The organism is Burkholderia sp. E168m15, from assembly GCF_016586105.1.
In the GTDB taxonomy this organism is placed as follows: Bacteria; Pseudomonadota; Gammaproteobacteria; order Burkholderiales; family Burkholderiaceae; genus Burkholderia; species Burkholderia orbicola.
Genome location: NZ_BCPO01000060.1, coordinates 15,878 through 29,213, shown reverse-complemented (window position 1 = coordinate 29,213; position 13,336 = coordinate 15,878). Strand labels below are relative to the sequence as shown.

Here is a 13,336-nt window from a genome sequence, read left to right as displayed (position 1 = left end):
GAGCATGTATTCGAAGGGCCTGTCATACCGGCGTCACCCTGCTAGAATTCGGCCTGCCGCATTGTTCCGATTGACTGATGAGATTGCTTGACGCCCTGGTCGAACAACGTATTGCCGCCGCCGCCGCGCGGGGCGAGTTCGACGATTTGCCGGGTACCGGCGCGCCGCAGGCGCTGGATGACGACCTGCTCGTGCCCGAGGAGGTGCGGGTGGCCAACCGTATCCTGAAGAACGCGGGCTTCGTGCCGCCGGCCGTCGAGCAACTGCGCGCGCTGCGCAACCTGCACGACGAAGTGCAGGCGGTCAGCGACCGTGCCGCGCGCTGCCGGCTGCAGGCGAAGATCCTCGCGCTCGACATGGCGCTCGAATCGCTGCGCGGCGGCCCGATGGTGATGCCGCGCGACTACTGCCGGCGCATCGCGGAACGCCTGTGCGAGCGCGGGCTCGACGAAGCGTCCGCCGAAGCGGGGCCGATGTGACGTCCGACGCGCTGCACGACGCAGCTCGCTCGGCAGCCGCCGCGGCCACTGATCCCGCCGCCGATTCTCCCATTCAAGAAACCGCGTCCGCATCGGCGCGCGACCTACATTTCATGCGTCTTGCACAAGCCGCCGCCGAAGAGGCGCGCGCGGCCGGCGAAGTGCCGGTCGGCGCGGTGCTCGTGCGTGGCGACGAAGTGATCGCCCGCGGCTTCAATCATCCGATCGGCGGGCACGACCCGTCCGCGCATGCCGAAATGGCCGCGCTGCGCATGGCGGCGCAACATCTGCAGAATTACCGGATGCCCGGCTGCGAGCTGTACGTGACGCTCGAGCCATGCCTGATGTGCGCTGGCGCGATCATGCACGCCCGCATCGCGCGGGTGGTCTATGGCGCGGCCGACCCGAAGACGGGCGCGTGCGGCAGCGTGATCGACGCATTCGCGAATCCGCAGCTGAACCACCACACCGAAGTGACCGGCGGCGTGCTCGCCGACGAGTGCGGCGCCGCGCTGAAGTCGTTCTTCGCCGAGCGCCGGCGCGCGTTGCGCGAGGCGCGGCTTGCCCGCGACGCTGAATCCGGCGCGTCATAGGCCACCTCTTGCCGCCCGCGGCGTCCCGGGCGTGCACGGTTTTCGTGAACCGGACCCGGTTCGGACCCTCTAAGCAGGTTTGACGACCCCGATACCTTTCGCCATGTCCTTCCAGCCCGCTGCGTCCTACACCATCCGCCTGCTGGCGCCGTCCGGCTATCCGCACGACCCCGACGCGATCAACCGCGCGCTCGAGCGCCTGAGCACCGCGCAGCAGCGCATCGAGAACATCGAGGCGACGCAGCGGCGCTTCCAGCGTTTCGGCGGCACCGACGGCGAACGGGCAGGCGACCTGAACCGCCTCGCCGATCCCGGGCGGCCGCTGCCGGACATCGCGCTCGCGGTGCGCGGCGGCTACGGCGCCGCGCGCATCCTGCACGGGCTCGACTATCGCGGGCTCGAACGCCGGCTGCGCGACCAGCCGATCGCGCTCGTCGGTCACAGCGATTTCACGGCGATCCAGCTGGCGCTGTACGCGAAGGCGCGCATCAAGACGTTCGGCGGCCCGATGCTGTCGGCGGATTTCGGCGCCGAAACGCCGAGCGACTTCACGATGCAGCATTTCTGGCAGACGCTGACGCAGCCCAGCACGACGATCGTCGCCGATGCACCGCAGGTGCAGACGGCGAACGTGACGGGCACGCTGTGGGGCGGCAACCTCGCGATCCTCACGTCGCTGGTCGGCACGCCGTACATGCCCGACATCGAGGGCGGCATCCTGTTCATCGAAGACGTCAACGAGCAGCCATTCCGGATCGAGCGGATGATCTATCAACTGCACCTGTCGGGGCTGCTCGCGCGGCAGCAGGCGCTCGTGCTCGGCCAGTTCACCGGCGCGCGGCCGTTCGAGTACGACAACGGCTACGACATGCAGGCGATGATCGACCAGGTGCGCGCGGTGGTCGGGATTCCGGTCGTCACCGGGCTCCAGTTCGGCCATGTGCCCGACCTGTTGACGCTGCCGTTCGGCGCACAGGCGCAGTTGGTCGCGAACGCGCACGGGTTCCGGCTGACGCTGTCGGACTATCCGCATCTCGGCTGATGCCGGCGCCGGCGCGATCGATCGAAAGGCGGGGCTCCCCGCCTTTTTCTTTATGTAAGTGCGCAACTAACGGTCCATATTTTTCGTCGACGTCGACACGATTTTCGCCCGGTTGTGCACCATTTTTGTCAACAAAATGACCGGGAGGGTATACGTCCAGAAGTGTCTCCGTCTTGCCCGTCTGGCTTGCCGTGCATGGATTTCGTGCGCATTGCACCGAATGAGAACACGCTGGCGCACGCCGATTGTGCGAAATGCCGCAAAAGAATTGTTGACAATCTTTATGTCCGCCCTAGGATGAGGACCATCACACGATGCAGATCATGAACGAGCCCGATTCCACTCCGTCCGGTGCAGCCGGCCCCGAAGCGATCGCCGAGCGGATTCGCACCGCGATCCTCGAGCATCGGCTCGCGCCGGGCGCGAAGCTGACGGAGGCGCAGCTCTGCGACGTGTTCGGCGTGAAGCGCGGGACGATCCGCCAGGCGCTCGCGCAGCTCGCGACCGACAAGCTGGTCGACCTCGAGCCGAACCGCGGCGCGTTCGTCGCGAGCCCGACGCTGCAGGACGTGCACGAGGTGTTCGAGATGCGCCGGATCATCGAGCTCGCCGTGGTCGAACGGCTCGCGACCGGCCCCGGCGCCAAGCGGCTGAAGGGCGTCGCCGCGCTGATCGACAAGGAGCGCAAGGCGTTCGAGCGGCACGACTTCGCGGCGTGGATCCGGCTGTCGGGCGAATTCCACACGGCGCTCGCGACGCTGATGGGCAATGCGACGCTCAGCGAGTGCCTCGAAGGGCTCGTCGCACGCTCGACGCTGATGTCGGCGCTGTACGAATCGCACGGGCGCAGCCCGTGCTCGTGCGACGACCACGACGAGATCCTCGCCGCGCTGGAGGCGGGCGATCCGAAGCAGGCGGTCACGCTGATGGCGCGCCACCTGCAGCATGTCGAACTGAAGATGCTGGACCGGCCCGCGCAAGGGCAGGTCGATTTGCGCGAAGTGTTCGGCGGCGCCTGAGCGGCGACGCGAACCCGGCCGCGCGCCACACGACGAGCGCAATGCAGGCCTGCGGTGTTTGCCGCGGGCCGCTGGTCCGACTCCGGGCGATGATCCGGAGCGATATCGATGACGGTGGAGCGGCCTGGCGGCCGCGTCAAGGAGAAGTCATGGCTCAGTTCAGTGTGGCGCACGACAGCGCCTATCCGGCGGAAGAAGGCGGCGAGGGCGGCGGTCCGGCACTGCCGGATGGTTACAGCGAACGTCTGTACAACGAAGATTTGGCACCCCTTAAAAATCAGACATGGGGTTCGTACAACATCTTCGCGTTCTGGATGTCGGACGTGCACAGCGTCGGCGGCTACGTGTTCGCGGGCAGTCTGTTTGCGCTCGGGCTGACGAGCTGGCAAGTGCTGATCGCGCTGATCGTCGGCATCGGCCTCGTGAACGCGCTGTGCAACCTGATCGCGCGGCCGAGCCAGCAGATCGGCGTGCCGTACCCGGTCGCGTGCCGCGCGACCTTCGGCGTGCTCGGCGCGAACGTGCCGGCCGTGATCCGCGGGCTGATCGCGATCGCGTGGTACGGCATCCAGACTTATCTCGCGTCGAGCGCGCTCGTGATCGTCGTGCTGAAATTCTTCCCGCAATGGCTGCCGTATGCGGACGTCCATCGCTACGGCTTCCTCGGGCTGTCGGCGGTCGGCTGGGCCGGCTTCATGCTGCTGTGGGTGCTCCAGGCGTTCGTGTTCTGGAACGGCATGGAGACGATCAAGAAGTTCATCGACTTCGCGGGCCCGGCCGTCTATGTCGTGATGTTCATCCTGGCCGGTTACATGGTGTGGCGCGCGGGCTGGCGCAACATCGGCATCAACCTCGGCGGCGTCAAGTATTACGGCGCGGAAGTGATTCCGGTGATGATCACCGCAGTGTCGCTCGTCGTGTCGTACTTCTCCGGGCCGATGCTGAACTTCGGCGATTTCTCGCGCTACTGCCGCTCGTTCGGCGACGTGAAGCGCGGCAATTTCTGGGGGCTGCCGGTCAACTTTCTCGCGTTCTCGCTCGTCACGGTGATCACCACCGCCGCGACGCTGCCGGTGTTCGGCGAACTGATCACCGACCCGGTCGCGACGGTCGGCCGCATCGACCATCCGACCGCGGTGATCCTCGGCGCGCTGACGTTCACGATCGCGACGATCGGCATCAACATCGTCGCGAACTTCGTGTCGCCCGCGTTCGATTTCTCGAACGTCGCGCCGCGCCTGATCAGCTGGCGCGCAGGCGGGATGCTCGCGGCCGTCGCGTCGATCTTCATCACGCCGTGGAACCTGTTCAACAACCCGGCCGTGATCCACTACACGCTCGACGTGCTCGGCGCGTTCATCGGCCCGCTGTACGGCGTGCTGATCGCCGATTTCTACCTCGTCAAGCGTGGCCGCCTCGTGCGCGACGACCTGTACACGATGTCGGAAATCGGCGCCTATTGGTACACGGGCGGCGTGAACCGCCGCGCGCTCGCCGCGCTGCTGCCGGCCGCGGTGATCGCGGTGGTCTGCGTGATGGTGCCGGGCTGGCAGGCCCTCGCGAATTTCTCGTGGTTCATCGGCGCGGGGCTCGGCTTCGTGTTCTACCGGCTGCTCGCGAGCGCGAAGGCGTAAGGAGCATGCGATGAAGATCCGACTGATCAATCCGAATACGACGCAGCGGATGACCGACGCGATGGGCCGCTGCGCGCGCGAGGTCGCGGCCGCCGGCACCGAGATCGTAGCCGTGAGCCCGCCGATGGGGCCGCCGTCGATCGAAGGGTATTACGACGAGGCGCTCGCGACGCCGGGGCTGCTCGCCGAGATCGCGCAGGGCGAGCGCGACGGCTGCGACGCGTACGTGATCGCGTGCTTCGGCGATCCGGGCCTGTATGCGGCGCGCGAGCTCGCGCGCGGCCCGGTGATCGGCATCGCCGAGGCCGCGATGCATGCGGCGAGCGTGCTCGCGCCGGGCTTCTCGGTCGTCACGACGCTCGCGCGTACCTGCGGGATGGCGTGGCACCTCGCGGAGCGCTACGGGATGAAGCGGTTCTGCCGCAACGTGCGCGCGACCGACGTCGCGGTGCTCGAACTTGACCGGCCCGGCTCGGCCGCGCGCCGGATCATCGTCGACGAATGCCGGCGCGCGCTCGACGAGGATGGCGCCGATGCGATCGTGCTCGGCTGCGCGGGGATGGCCGAATTCGCGCACGAGATCGAGCAGCAGATCGGCGCGCCGGTGGTCGAGGGCGTCACGGCGGCCGTCAAATGGGCCGAAGCGCTGGTCGCGCTGCGCCTCGCGACCGCGAAGCGCGGCGACTACGCGCGGCCGCTGCCGAAGCGCTACGACGGCGCGTTCGCCCGCTTCAGCCCGCCGGACGGGGCGGCGGCGGAACCTCCGCCGAATTTGCCGCAACCGCACATACACACCGTCTGACACGCACTATCTGCGCCGCTGTATGGGCGCGTATGAACGTTTTCGCTACACTGGGCCGTCATCGCATCGGCTGGTGCGGCCGCCTCCGGCACCGCGCAGTCGATGCGAACCCATTATTCGCGCCCGCTCGTTCAGCGCGCTCATTCAGCCCGCTTATTTAGCCTGCTTTCGCCGCACTTCGAACCATGCCACTCGATCCCAACTATCCCCGCGACCTGATCGGCTACGGCCGCCATCCCGTGCAGGCGAACTGGCCGGGGCGCGCCCGCGTCGCCGTGCAATTCGTGCTGAATTACGAGGAGGGCGGCGAGAACTGCGTGCTGCACGGCGATCCGGGCTCCGAGCAGTTCCTGTCCGAAATCGTCGGCGCGGCCGCGTATCCGGACCGCCACATGAGCATGGAATCGATCTACGAATACGGGTCGCGGGCCGGCGTGTGGCGCATCCTGCGCGAATTCGAGAAGCGCGGGATGCCGCTGACGGTGTTCGGCGTCGGCATGGCGATCGAGCGTCATCCGGAGCTCGCGCGTGCGTTCGTCGAACTCGGCCACGAGATCGCGTGCCACGGCTGGCGCTGGATTCACTACCAGAGCATGACGCCGGAACTCGAAGCCGAGCACATGCGCCTCGGGATGGAAGCGATCGAGCGCGTGACGGGCGAGCGCCCGCTCGGCTGGTATACCGGCCGCGACAGCCCCAACACGCACCGCCTGGTCGCCGAATACGGCGGCTTCCTGTACGACTCCGACAACTACGGCGACGACCTGCCGTTCTGGATGGACGTCGAAGTATCGGGCGGCCGCACGTCGCCGCAACTGATCGTGCCGTATACGCTCGACACGAACGACATGCGTTTCGCGACGCCGCAGGGCTTCAATACCGGCGATCACTTCTTCGATTACCTGCGCGATGCGTTCGACGTGCTGTACGCGGAGGGCGACGAGGCGCCGAAGATGCTGTCGATCGGCATGCACTGCCGGCTGCTCGGCCGGCCGGGCCGGTTCCGCGGGCTGCAGCGGTTCCTCGATCACATCGAGAAGCACGATCGCGTATGGGTGACGCGCCGTGTCGATATCGCGCGTCACTGGCGTGAACATCATCCGTATCAGCCCAATCATCGAAACGAAGGGAAAGCATGAAGGCGATGCGCTACACGTTGGAACAACTGAACACGATGGCGCCGAGCGCATTCGTCGCGGCGCTGTCCGGGATCTTCGAACATTCGCCGTGGGTGGCCGAGGTCGCCGCGGGCCAACGGCCGTTCGCGAGCATCGATGCGTTGCACCAGACGATGTCGAATGCGGTGGAAACCGGCGGCGAAGCGCGCCAGCTCGCACTGATCAACGCTCACCCGGAACTGGCCGGCAAGGCCGCCGTGCGCGGCGAGCTGACGGCCGAGTCGACCCGCGAGCAAAGCGGCGCGGGCCTCGACCAGTGTACGCAGGAAGAGTTCGACAAGCTGCTGACGCTGAACCGCACGTATCGCGAGAAGTTCGGCTTCCCGTTCATCCTCGCGGTGCGCGGCTATGACCGCCACGGCATCATCGCGAACTTCGAGTCACGCGTGAATCATTCGCGCGCCGAGGAACTGCGCGCGAGCCTCGACCAGATCTACCGGATCGCGCGCTTTCGCCTCGACGACCTGATCGACGCCTGACACCGTCGCCCGACGCGGCCGCCGGACATCGCAATCCGGTCCGCTGCGTCGCGGCGGCCCGATCGCCTCACTGAAACAAGGAAACATCATGGCTGTTCCGCTTCTCGATCCGAACGCACCCGATTTCACGCGGCGCTACGTGAATCTTGCCGACCCGCGTCTCGGTGCGCAGGCGCTCGAGGCCAGCGACGATTTCTTCGCGCCGAAGGACCGGATGCTGAACCCCGAGCCGGCCGTCTTCATCCCCGGCAAGTACGACGACCACGGCAAGTGGATGGACGGCTGGGAAACGCGCCGCAAGCGCACGACCGGCTACGACTGGTGCATCGTCAAGCTCGCGCGCCCGGGCGTGATCAAGGGCTTCGACATCGACACGAGCCACTTCACCGGCAACTTCCCGCCGGCCGCGTCGATCGAGGCCGCGTTCGTGGCCGACGGCGCACCGACGCAGGCGACCGAGTGGGTCGAGATCGTGCCGTCGACGACGCTGCAGGGCAACAGCCATCACTACGTCGAAGCGAACGATGCACGCTCGTTCACGCACCTGCGCGTGAACATCTACCCGGACGGCGGCATCGCGCGCCTGCGCGTGTACGGCCAGCCGCAGCTCGACTGGGCCGGCGCGAGCGCGACCGAGCAGTTCGACCTCGCGGCGATGGAAAACGGCGGTTACGTCGTGGCCGCGAACAACCAGCACTTCGGCGTCGCGTCGAACCTGCTGCTGCCGGGCCGCGGCGTGAACATGGGCGACGGCTGGGAAACGCGCCGCCGCCGCGAACCGGGCAACGACTGGGCGATCATCGCGCTCGCGCAACCGGGCGTGATCCGCAAGATCGAAGTCGATACCGCGTTCTTCAAGGGCAATTACCCGGATCGGTGCTCGATCCAGGCCGCCTATGTGTCGGGCGGCACCGACAGCTCGTTGATCACGCAGTCGATGTTCTGGCCGGTGCTGCTCGGCGAACAGAAGCTGCAGATGGACAAGCAGCACTACTTCGAACACGACATCGCGTCGCTCGGCCCCGTCACGCACGTGCGACTGAACATCATTCCGGACGGCGGCGTGTCGCGCCTGCGCCTGTGGGGGACGCTCGACAAATGAAGACGCTTGCCATCGAACCGCTGACCAAGGAAGCCTTCGCGCCGTTCGGCGACGTGATCGAAACGGCAGGGGCGAAGCAGATCCCGATCAACCTCGGCACGACGATCCGCTTTCACGATCTCGCGAAAGTCGACGTGACCGATGAAGGCGGCCGCACGCTCGTCAACCTGTTCCGCGGCCAGCCGCGCACGCTGCCGTTCGAAGTGAAGATGCTGGAGCGGCATCCGCTCGGCAGCCAGGCGTTCGTGCCGCTGAACGACCAGCCGTATCTCGTCGTCGTCGCGCCCGCGGGCGATCTCGATCCGGCGAAGATTCGTGCATTCGTCACGAGCGGCTGGCAGGGCGTCAATTACGCGAAGGGCGTGTGGCATCACCCGCTGATCGCATTGGGCGGTGTCAGCGACTTCATCGTCGTCGATCGCGGTGGTGACGGCCTGAACCTGAACGAGCAGGATCTGCAGGAGTCGCTGTGGCTCACCGAGGACGCACTGGATGCGGTGACGGCCTGAGTCAGGATGATCTGGTCGTCCGCCTGTCGAAACCCGCGCAACCTGCGCGGGTTTTTTTATGCGCGCCGTTTTCTTGCGAATCAGGTTGACGTGGCCTTGCGCGTATCGCGCGAACCCTGGCCGCCGCGCTGTCGATTCGCAACCGGCGCATGCTGCGCCATCAGCCCGGCGACCCGGTCGACGAACACACGCAGCGTCGCGCTGACATGCCGGTTCGGCGGGAACGCGGCATACATCGGCATCGGTTCGAGTTGCCACGGCTCGAACAGCGGCACCCGTTTGCCGCTGTCGCGCGTGCTATCGTGCCCGCATCGCCACCACACGACGTCCGGTTCCGGGCGCGATACTCCGATGAGCCAGCCTGAAAACGACCTCGCGGTCCTGCTGCGCACGATGCAGCCCGAACTGCATCCGGGGGCGTTCGCGTTCATTTCGCTGCCGCACGACGCCGACGTATCGGTATCCGAAGTGATCGCGACGTTCCGCGAAGCGGAAGGGCTGACGGTCGTGGTCGACGAGGAGACGGCCGCGCGTCGCGGCTGGCCGGTGCTGTTTCGCGCCGCCTGGATCACGCTGACCGTGCATTCCGATCTCGCGGCCGTCGGCCTCACGGCCGCATTCGCGCGGGCGCTCGGTGCAGCCGGCATCAGCTGCAACGTGATGGCCGCCGCGTACCACGATCACATCTTCGTGCCGTTCGACGACGGCCCGCGCGCACGCGATGCACTCGTCGCACTGCAGCGCGACGCGATGAGCAGGTAGCGCGCGAAGGGCATGCCGCGCAGGCAAAAAAACGGGCCCGTCACCGGGCCCGCGAACGGAGAGGATGACGCCGGCGAATGACTTCCGGCGCGCGGCGGGCGGCTTACTTGACCGCGCCGCCCTCGAACCAGGCGGCGAGTTTCGTCCGCTCGTCGTCGGTCATGTGCGTGACGTTGCCGATCGGCATCGCCTTCAGGCGCACGGCCTGATCGTAGATGCGCTGCGCGTTCTTCGACACTTCGTCCGGCGTGTCGAACATCACGCCCGCGGGCGCGCTGCCCATCAGCGTCGGCTTGGCCGAGTGGCACTCGACGCAGCGCTGCTGCAGGATCGGCATGATGTCGTTGATCACGATCTTCGGTGCGTTGGCCGCTTGCGCTTCCGGGGCGACCGGCTTCGGCATCGTCCACACCAGCGCGCCCGACAGCAGCGCGACGCCGCCGATCGGCAGGTACCACAGCTGCTTGCCGCGGTGACGCATCACGAAGAACTGGCGAATCAGCGCGCCGGCCAGCATGATCAGCACGAGCACGACCCAGTTGAACTTGTTCGTGTACGTCATCGCATAGTGGTTCGACAGCATCGCGAACACGACCGGCAGCGTGAAGTACGTGTTGTGCACCGAGCGCTGCTTGCCGCGCTTGCCGTAGATCGGGTTCGGTTCCTCGCCCTTGAGCATCTTGTCGACCATCTTGCGCTGGCCCGGGATGATCACGAAGAACACGTTCGCCGACATGATCGTCGCGAGCATCGCGCCGACGATCAGGTAGGCGGCACGGCCCGAGAAGATGTGGCACGCGAGGTATGCCGCGACGACGACGTAGAGGCCGACGCAGATGCCGAGCACGCGATCGTTGGTGCCGAGGATGCGGCACAGCGAGTCGTAGACGATCCAGCCGGCCGCGAGGAAGCCGAGCGCGGACGCGACGGCGACGACCGGGCCCATGTCGAGCACGTTCTTGTCGATCAGGTACGTGTTCGGGGCGAGCAGGTACAGCACGAAGAACAGCGTGAAGCCCGACAGCCACGTCGTGTACGACGGCCACTTCGACCAGTGCAGGTCATCGGGCATTTCCGGCGGGGCGACCGTGTACTTCTGCATGTTGTAGAAACCGCCGCCGTGGACGTGCCACAGCTCGCCGAACACCCCGCGCTTGCGCTGGTTCGGGTCGGTCGGCGGTTTCAGGCTGTTGTCGAGCGCGACGAAATAGAACGACTCGCCGATCCACGCAATGGCGACGATGACGTGCAGCCATCGCAGCGCGAGGTTCAGCCAGTCGGTGATGAAGCCTTCCATGAAACTCCTCCAGACTCAGATCGTTTGTCTTGATGCAGGCGCTGCTTCGATTGTCAGCTGCCGCGATAGGTGCTGTACGACCACGGCGACACGAGCAGCGGCACGTGGTAGTGCGAGCCGGTGTCGGCGATGCCGAAGCGCAGCACGACGCGGTCGACGAAGCGGGGTTCGGGCACCTTCACGCCGAGCGCCGCGAAGTAGTCGCCGGCATGGAATACGAGTTCGTATTCGCCGGCGGCGAGCGCCGCGCCTTCGAGCAGGGGTTCGTCGCAGCGGCCGTCGCTATTGGTCAGCACGGTCTTGATCGCGCGGCGCGATTCGCCGTCCAGCGCGTAGAGGTCCACCTTGATGGCGGCGCCGGGGCGACCGTGTGCCGTATCGAGTACGTGGGTAGTGAGCTTTCCCATTCGTTGTTCCTTGTGTGAATGCGAGGTTCGGCGGCGACTCGATCCATGACTGTGCGGCGGATCGAGGCTCCACGTCACGTGGCTACATACCCGTCGGCGAGAGTGAAGCGAGCGCCGTGCAGGCATTGTAAAAAGGTTCCCCACGCAAATACGGGCGCGATATCGAAGATAATGCGCCGCGCATGAGCGGCTGTCGACGGCCGGGCGGAAGGGCTTCGCGCGCCGGTTGCGAGCGCCCGGTGGGGCGGCGGGCGGCGTACCATACCGAATCCCTGAAGGGCCGTATTCCGGATCGCGTATTGTGCGCGGCACGCGCTTGGGCGATCCTGCCGCCGTGCGCGTCGGCCGGTGGCCGGCGCGTACCCCGAAGACGGCGAGCACGCCGGGTAACCGGGCCAGGGCGTTCGAACGGACGCAGGCACCGGGGCGTGCCGCGATTCAGCGTTCGAACGGCTGTATGACCGCTTCCAGGGCAGCCCTGGAGGCAGACCGACGCGGAGAACGCATGAATCTCGAGCAGCACGCCGGCGCACGCGCGCCGAACCCTTCCTCATCCCGCCCGAAAACCCTGCTGGTCAAGCACGCCGACGTGCTCGTGACCATGGACGACACGCGCCGCGAGCTGCGCGACGCGGGGCTCTACATCGAAGACAACCGGATCGTCGCGGTCGGCCCGAGCGCCGAGCTGCCCGACACGGCCGACGAAGTGCTCGACCTGCGCGGGCACCTCGTGATCCCGGGGCTCGTGAATACGCACCACCACATGTACCAGAGCCTCACGCGCGCGGTGCCGGCCGCGCAGAACGCCGAGCTGTTCGGCTGGCTCACGAACCTGTACCGGATCTGGGCGCACCTGAGCCCCGAGATGATCGAGGTGTCGACGCTTACCGCGATGGCCGAGCTGCTGCAATCGGGCTGCACGACGTCGAGCGATCATCTGTACATCTACCCGAACGGCAGCCGGCTCGACGACAGCATCGGCGCCGCGCAGCGGATCGGCATGCGCTTTCACGCGAGTCGCGGCGCGATGAGCGTCGGCCAGCGCGACGGCGGGCTGCCGCCCGACTCGGTCGTCGAGCGCGAACCCGACATCCTGCGCGACACGCAGCGCCTGATCGAGACCTATCATGACGAAGGCCGTTACGCGATGCTGCGCGTGGTGGTCGCGCCGTGCTCGCCGTTCTCGGTGAGCCGCGAGCTGATGCGCGACGCGGCCGTGCTCGCGCGCGAATACGGCGTGTCGCTGCACACCCACCTCGCGGAGAACGTCAACGACATCGCGTACAGCCGCGAGAAGTTCGGGATGACGCCCGCCGAATATGCGGAAGATCTCGGCTGGGTCGGCCACGACGTGTGGCACGCGCACTGCGTGCAGCTCGACGATGCGGGCATCGGCCTGTTTGCACGCACCGGCACGGGCGTCGCGCATTGCCCGTGCTCGAACATGCGCTTGGCGTCCGGTATCGCGCCGGTGAAGAAGATGCGGCTCGCGGGCGTGCCGGTCGGGCTGGGTGTCGACGGTTCCGCGTCGAACGACGGCGCGCAGATGGTGGCCGAGGTACGCCAGGCGCTGCTGCTGCAGCGGGTCGGCTTCGGGCCCGACGCGATGACCGCGCGCGAAGCGCTCGAGATCGCGACGCTCGGCGGCGCGAAGGTGCTGAACCGCGACGACATCGGCGCGCTGAAGCCCGGCATGGCCGCGGATTTCGCCGCGTTCGACCTGCGTCAGCCGCTGTTCGCGGGCGCGCTGCACGATCCGGTCGCGGCGCTCGTGTTCTGCGCACCGTCGCAGACGGCGTACACGGTGGTGAACGGGAAGGTGGTGGTGCGGGCAGGGCGGCTCGCGACGCTCGATCTGCCGCCGGTGATCGAGCGTCACAACGCGCTGGCGCAGGCGCTCGTGGAAGCGTCGCGCTGACGCGTCGGCGGGGAGGTCGCGCAGCACGTTGCGCAGCGGGGGCGCGGCCATTGTGGCCACCACCCGTCGTGCAACGCGTCGTGGTCACGCGTAACTGAGCGAACGGCGCACGCGT

14 protein-coding genes and 1 pseudogene are annotated in these 13,336 nt (G+C 67.1%); 12 read left to right on the top strand and 3 right to left on the bottom strand.

Annotation, left to right across the window (positions count from 1 at the left end; all coding sequences use genetic code 11):
- Nucleotides 1-77: 77 nt before the first annotated feature.
- From JMF86_RS09685 to JMF86_RS09640, 10 genes are all read left to right on the top strand, one after another.
- Nucleotides 78-479, top strand: a complete 402-nt coding sequence (locus tag JMF86_RS09685; RefSeq protein WP_006478536.1) for a DnaJ family domain-containing protein — start codon at nucleotides 78-80, stop codon at nucleotides 477-479.
- A complete protein-coding gene (gene tadA, locus JMF86_RS09680; protein ID WP_079999381.1) occupies nucleotides 476-1,072 on the top strand; it encodes a tRNA adenosine(34) deaminase TadA in 597 nt (198 codons plus the stop codon). Before JMF86_RS09685 ends, tadA begins: the two co-directional genes overlap by 4 nt.
- A 103-nt stretch (nucleotides 1,073-1,175) precedes the next feature.
- On the top strand, nucleotides 1,176-2,114 hold the full coding sequence (gene ldcA, locus JMF86_RS09675; protein ID WP_011549577.1) for a muramoyltetrapeptide carboxypeptidase: 939 nt from the start codon (nucleotides 1,176-1,178) through the stop codon (nucleotides 2,112-2,114).
- Nucleotides 2,115-2,428: 314 nt separating this feature from the next.
- Complete coding sequence (locus JMF86_RS09670; protein ID WP_012328729.1) at nucleotides 2,429-3,133, top strand: GntR family transcriptional regulator; 705 nt, start codon at nucleotides 2,429-2,431, stop codon at nucleotides 3,131-3,133.
- Nucleotides 3,134-3,282: 149 nt separating this feature from the next.
- The gene (locus JMF86_RS09665; RefSeq protein WP_201316969.1) at nucleotides 3,283-4,767 is read left to right on the top strand and encodes an NCS1 family nucleobase:cation symporter-1; all 1,485 of its coding nucleotides are present in this window, start codon (nucleotides 3,283-3,285) and stop codon (nucleotides 4,765-4,767) included.
- Between the two features lie 10 nt (nucleotides 4,768-4,777).
- Nucleotides 4,778-5,569: an aspartate/glutamate racemase family protein gene (locus tag JMF86_RS09660; protein ID WP_011549580.1), complete on the top strand. Its 792-nt coding sequence runs from the start codon at nucleotides 4,778-4,780 to the stop codon at nucleotides 5,567-5,569.
- Between the two features lie 185 nt (nucleotides 5,570-5,754).
- Nucleotides 5,755-6,708, top strand: coding sequence for an allantoinase PuuE (gene puuE / locus JMF86_RS09655; RefSeq protein ID WP_011549581.1), 954 nt, complete (start codon nucleotides 5,755-5,757; stop codon nucleotides 6,706-6,708).
- Nucleotides 6,705-7,226 (top strand): 2-oxo-4-hydroxy-4-carboxy-5-ureidoimidazoline decarboxylase, encoded by a 522-nt coding sequence (gene uraD / locus JMF86_RS09650; protein WP_006478543.1) that lies wholly within the window; start codon nucleotides 6,705-6,707, stop codon nucleotides 7,224-7,226. The genes puuE and uraD overlap by 4 nt, the downstream gene beginning before the upstream one ends.
- Before the next feature lie 88 nt (nucleotides 7,227-7,314).
- On the top strand, nucleotides 7,315-8,328 hold the full coding sequence (gene alc / locus JMF86_RS09645) for an allantoicase (protein WP_006478544.1): 1,014 nt from the start codon (nucleotides 7,315-7,317) through the stop codon (nucleotides 8,326-8,328).
- Nucleotides 8,325-8,837 (top strand): ureidoglycolate lyase, encoded by a 513-nt coding sequence (locus JMF86_RS09640; protein ID WP_012328723.1) that lies wholly within the window; start codon nucleotides 8,325-8,327, stop codon nucleotides 8,835-8,837. Before alc ends, JMF86_RS09640 begins: the two co-directional genes overlap by 4 nt.
- An 80-nt stretch (nucleotides 8,838-8,917) precedes the next feature.
- Here JMF86_RS09640 and JMF86_RS09635 read toward each other — a convergent pair.
- Nucleotides 8,918-9,130 (bottom strand): annotated as a pseudogene (locus JMF86_RS09635) (LysR family transcriptional regulator); the annotation flags it as partial.
- A gap of 58 nt (nucleotides 9,131-9,188) precedes the next feature.
- On the opposite strand from JMF86_RS09635, the gene JMF86_RS09630 reads away from it, so the two are divergent.
- Complete coding sequence (locus JMF86_RS09630) at nucleotides 9,189-9,599, top strand: ACT domain-containing protein (protein ID WP_077179226.1); 411 nt, start codon at nucleotides 9,189-9,191, stop codon at nucleotides 9,597-9,599.
- A 103-nt stretch (nucleotides 9,600-9,702) separates the two neighbouring features.
- Here the strand turns inward: JMF86_RS09630 and JMF86_RS09625 are convergent, their stop codons facing one another.
- Both JMF86_RS09625 and uraH read right to left on the bottom strand, forming a co-directional pair.
- Nucleotides 9,703-10,896, bottom strand: a complete 1,194-nt coding sequence (locus tag JMF86_RS09625) for a urate hydroxylase PuuD (RefSeq protein WP_006490217.1) — start codon at nucleotides 10,894-10,896, stop codon at nucleotides 9,703-9,705.
- A 53-nt stretch (nucleotides 10,897-10,949) separates the two neighbouring features.
- Nucleotides 10,950-11,303, bottom strand: coding sequence for a hydroxyisourate hydrolase (gene uraH / locus JMF86_RS09620; RefSeq protein WP_011549584.1), 354 nt, complete (start codon nucleotides 11,301-11,303; stop codon nucleotides 10,950-10,952).
- Between the two features lie 505 nt (nucleotides 11,304-11,808).
- On the opposite strand from uraH, the gene JMF86_RS09615 reads away from it, so the two are divergent.
- Nucleotides 11,809-13,221 carry an 8-oxoguanine deaminase gene (locus JMF86_RS09615; protein WP_201316968.1) on the top strand — a complete coding sequence of 471 codons (1,413 nt, stop codon included), beginning with the start codon at nucleotides 11,809-11,811 and terminating at the stop codon, nucleotides 13,219-13,221.
- Nucleotides 13,222-13,336: the final 115 nt, after the last annotated feature.

What these genes read in the sequence shown, in the direction of transcription:
- JMF86_RS09615 (WP_201316968.1), top strand. Translation starts at nt 11,809, where the DNA reads ATGAATCTCGAGCAGCACGCCGGCGCACGCGCGCCGAACCCTTCCTCA.
- uraH (WP_011549584.1), bottom strand. Translation starts at nt 11,303, where the DNA reads ATGGGAAAGCTCACTACCCACGTACTCGATACGGCACACGGTCGCCCC.
- ldcA (WP_011549577.1), top strand. Translation starts at nt 1,176, where the DNA reads ATGTCCTTCCAGCCCGCTGCGTCCTACACCATCCGCCTGCTGGCGCCG.
- JMF86_RS09630 (WP_077179226.1), top strand. Translation starts at nt 9,189, where the DNA reads ATGAGCCAGCCTGAAAACGACCTCGCGGTCCTGCTGCGCACGATGCAG.
- JMF86_RS09640 (WP_012328723.1), top strand. Translation starts at nt 8,325, where the DNA reads ATGAAGACGCTTGCCATCGAACCGCTGACCAAGGAAGCCTTCGCGCCG.
- JMF86_RS09625 (WP_006490217.1), bottom strand. Translation starts at nt 10,896, where the DNA reads ATGGAAGGCTTCATCACCGACTGGCTGAACCTCGCGCTGCGATGGCTG.
- JMF86_RS09665 (WP_201316969.1), top strand. Translation starts at nt 3,283, where the DNA reads ATGGCTCAGTTCAGTGTGGCGCACGACAGCGCCTATCCGGCGGAAGAA.
- puuE (WP_011549581.1), top strand. Translation starts at nt 5,755, where the DNA reads ATGCCACTCGATCCCAACTATCCCCGCGACCTGATCGGCTACGGCCGC.
- JMF86_RS09685 (WP_006478536.1), top strand. Translation starts at nt 78, where the DNA reads ATGAGATTGCTTGACGCCCTGGTCGAACAACGTATTGCCGCCGCCGCC.
- uraD (WP_006478543.1), top strand. Translation starts at nt 6,705, where the DNA reads ATGAAGGCGATGCGCTACACGTTGGAACAACTGAACACGATGGCGCCG.
- JMF86_RS09670 (WP_012328729.1), top strand. Translation starts at nt 2,429, where the DNA reads ATGCAGATCATGAACGAGCCCGATTCCACTCCGTCCGGTGCAGCCGGC.
- JMF86_RS09660 (WP_011549580.1), top strand. Translation starts at nt 4,778, where the DNA reads ATGAAGATCCGACTGATCAATCCGAATACGACGCAGCGGATGACCGAC.
- alc (WP_006478544.1), top strand. Translation starts at nt 7,315, where the DNA reads ATGGCTGTTCCGCTTCTCGATCCGAACGCACCCGATTTCACGCGGCGC.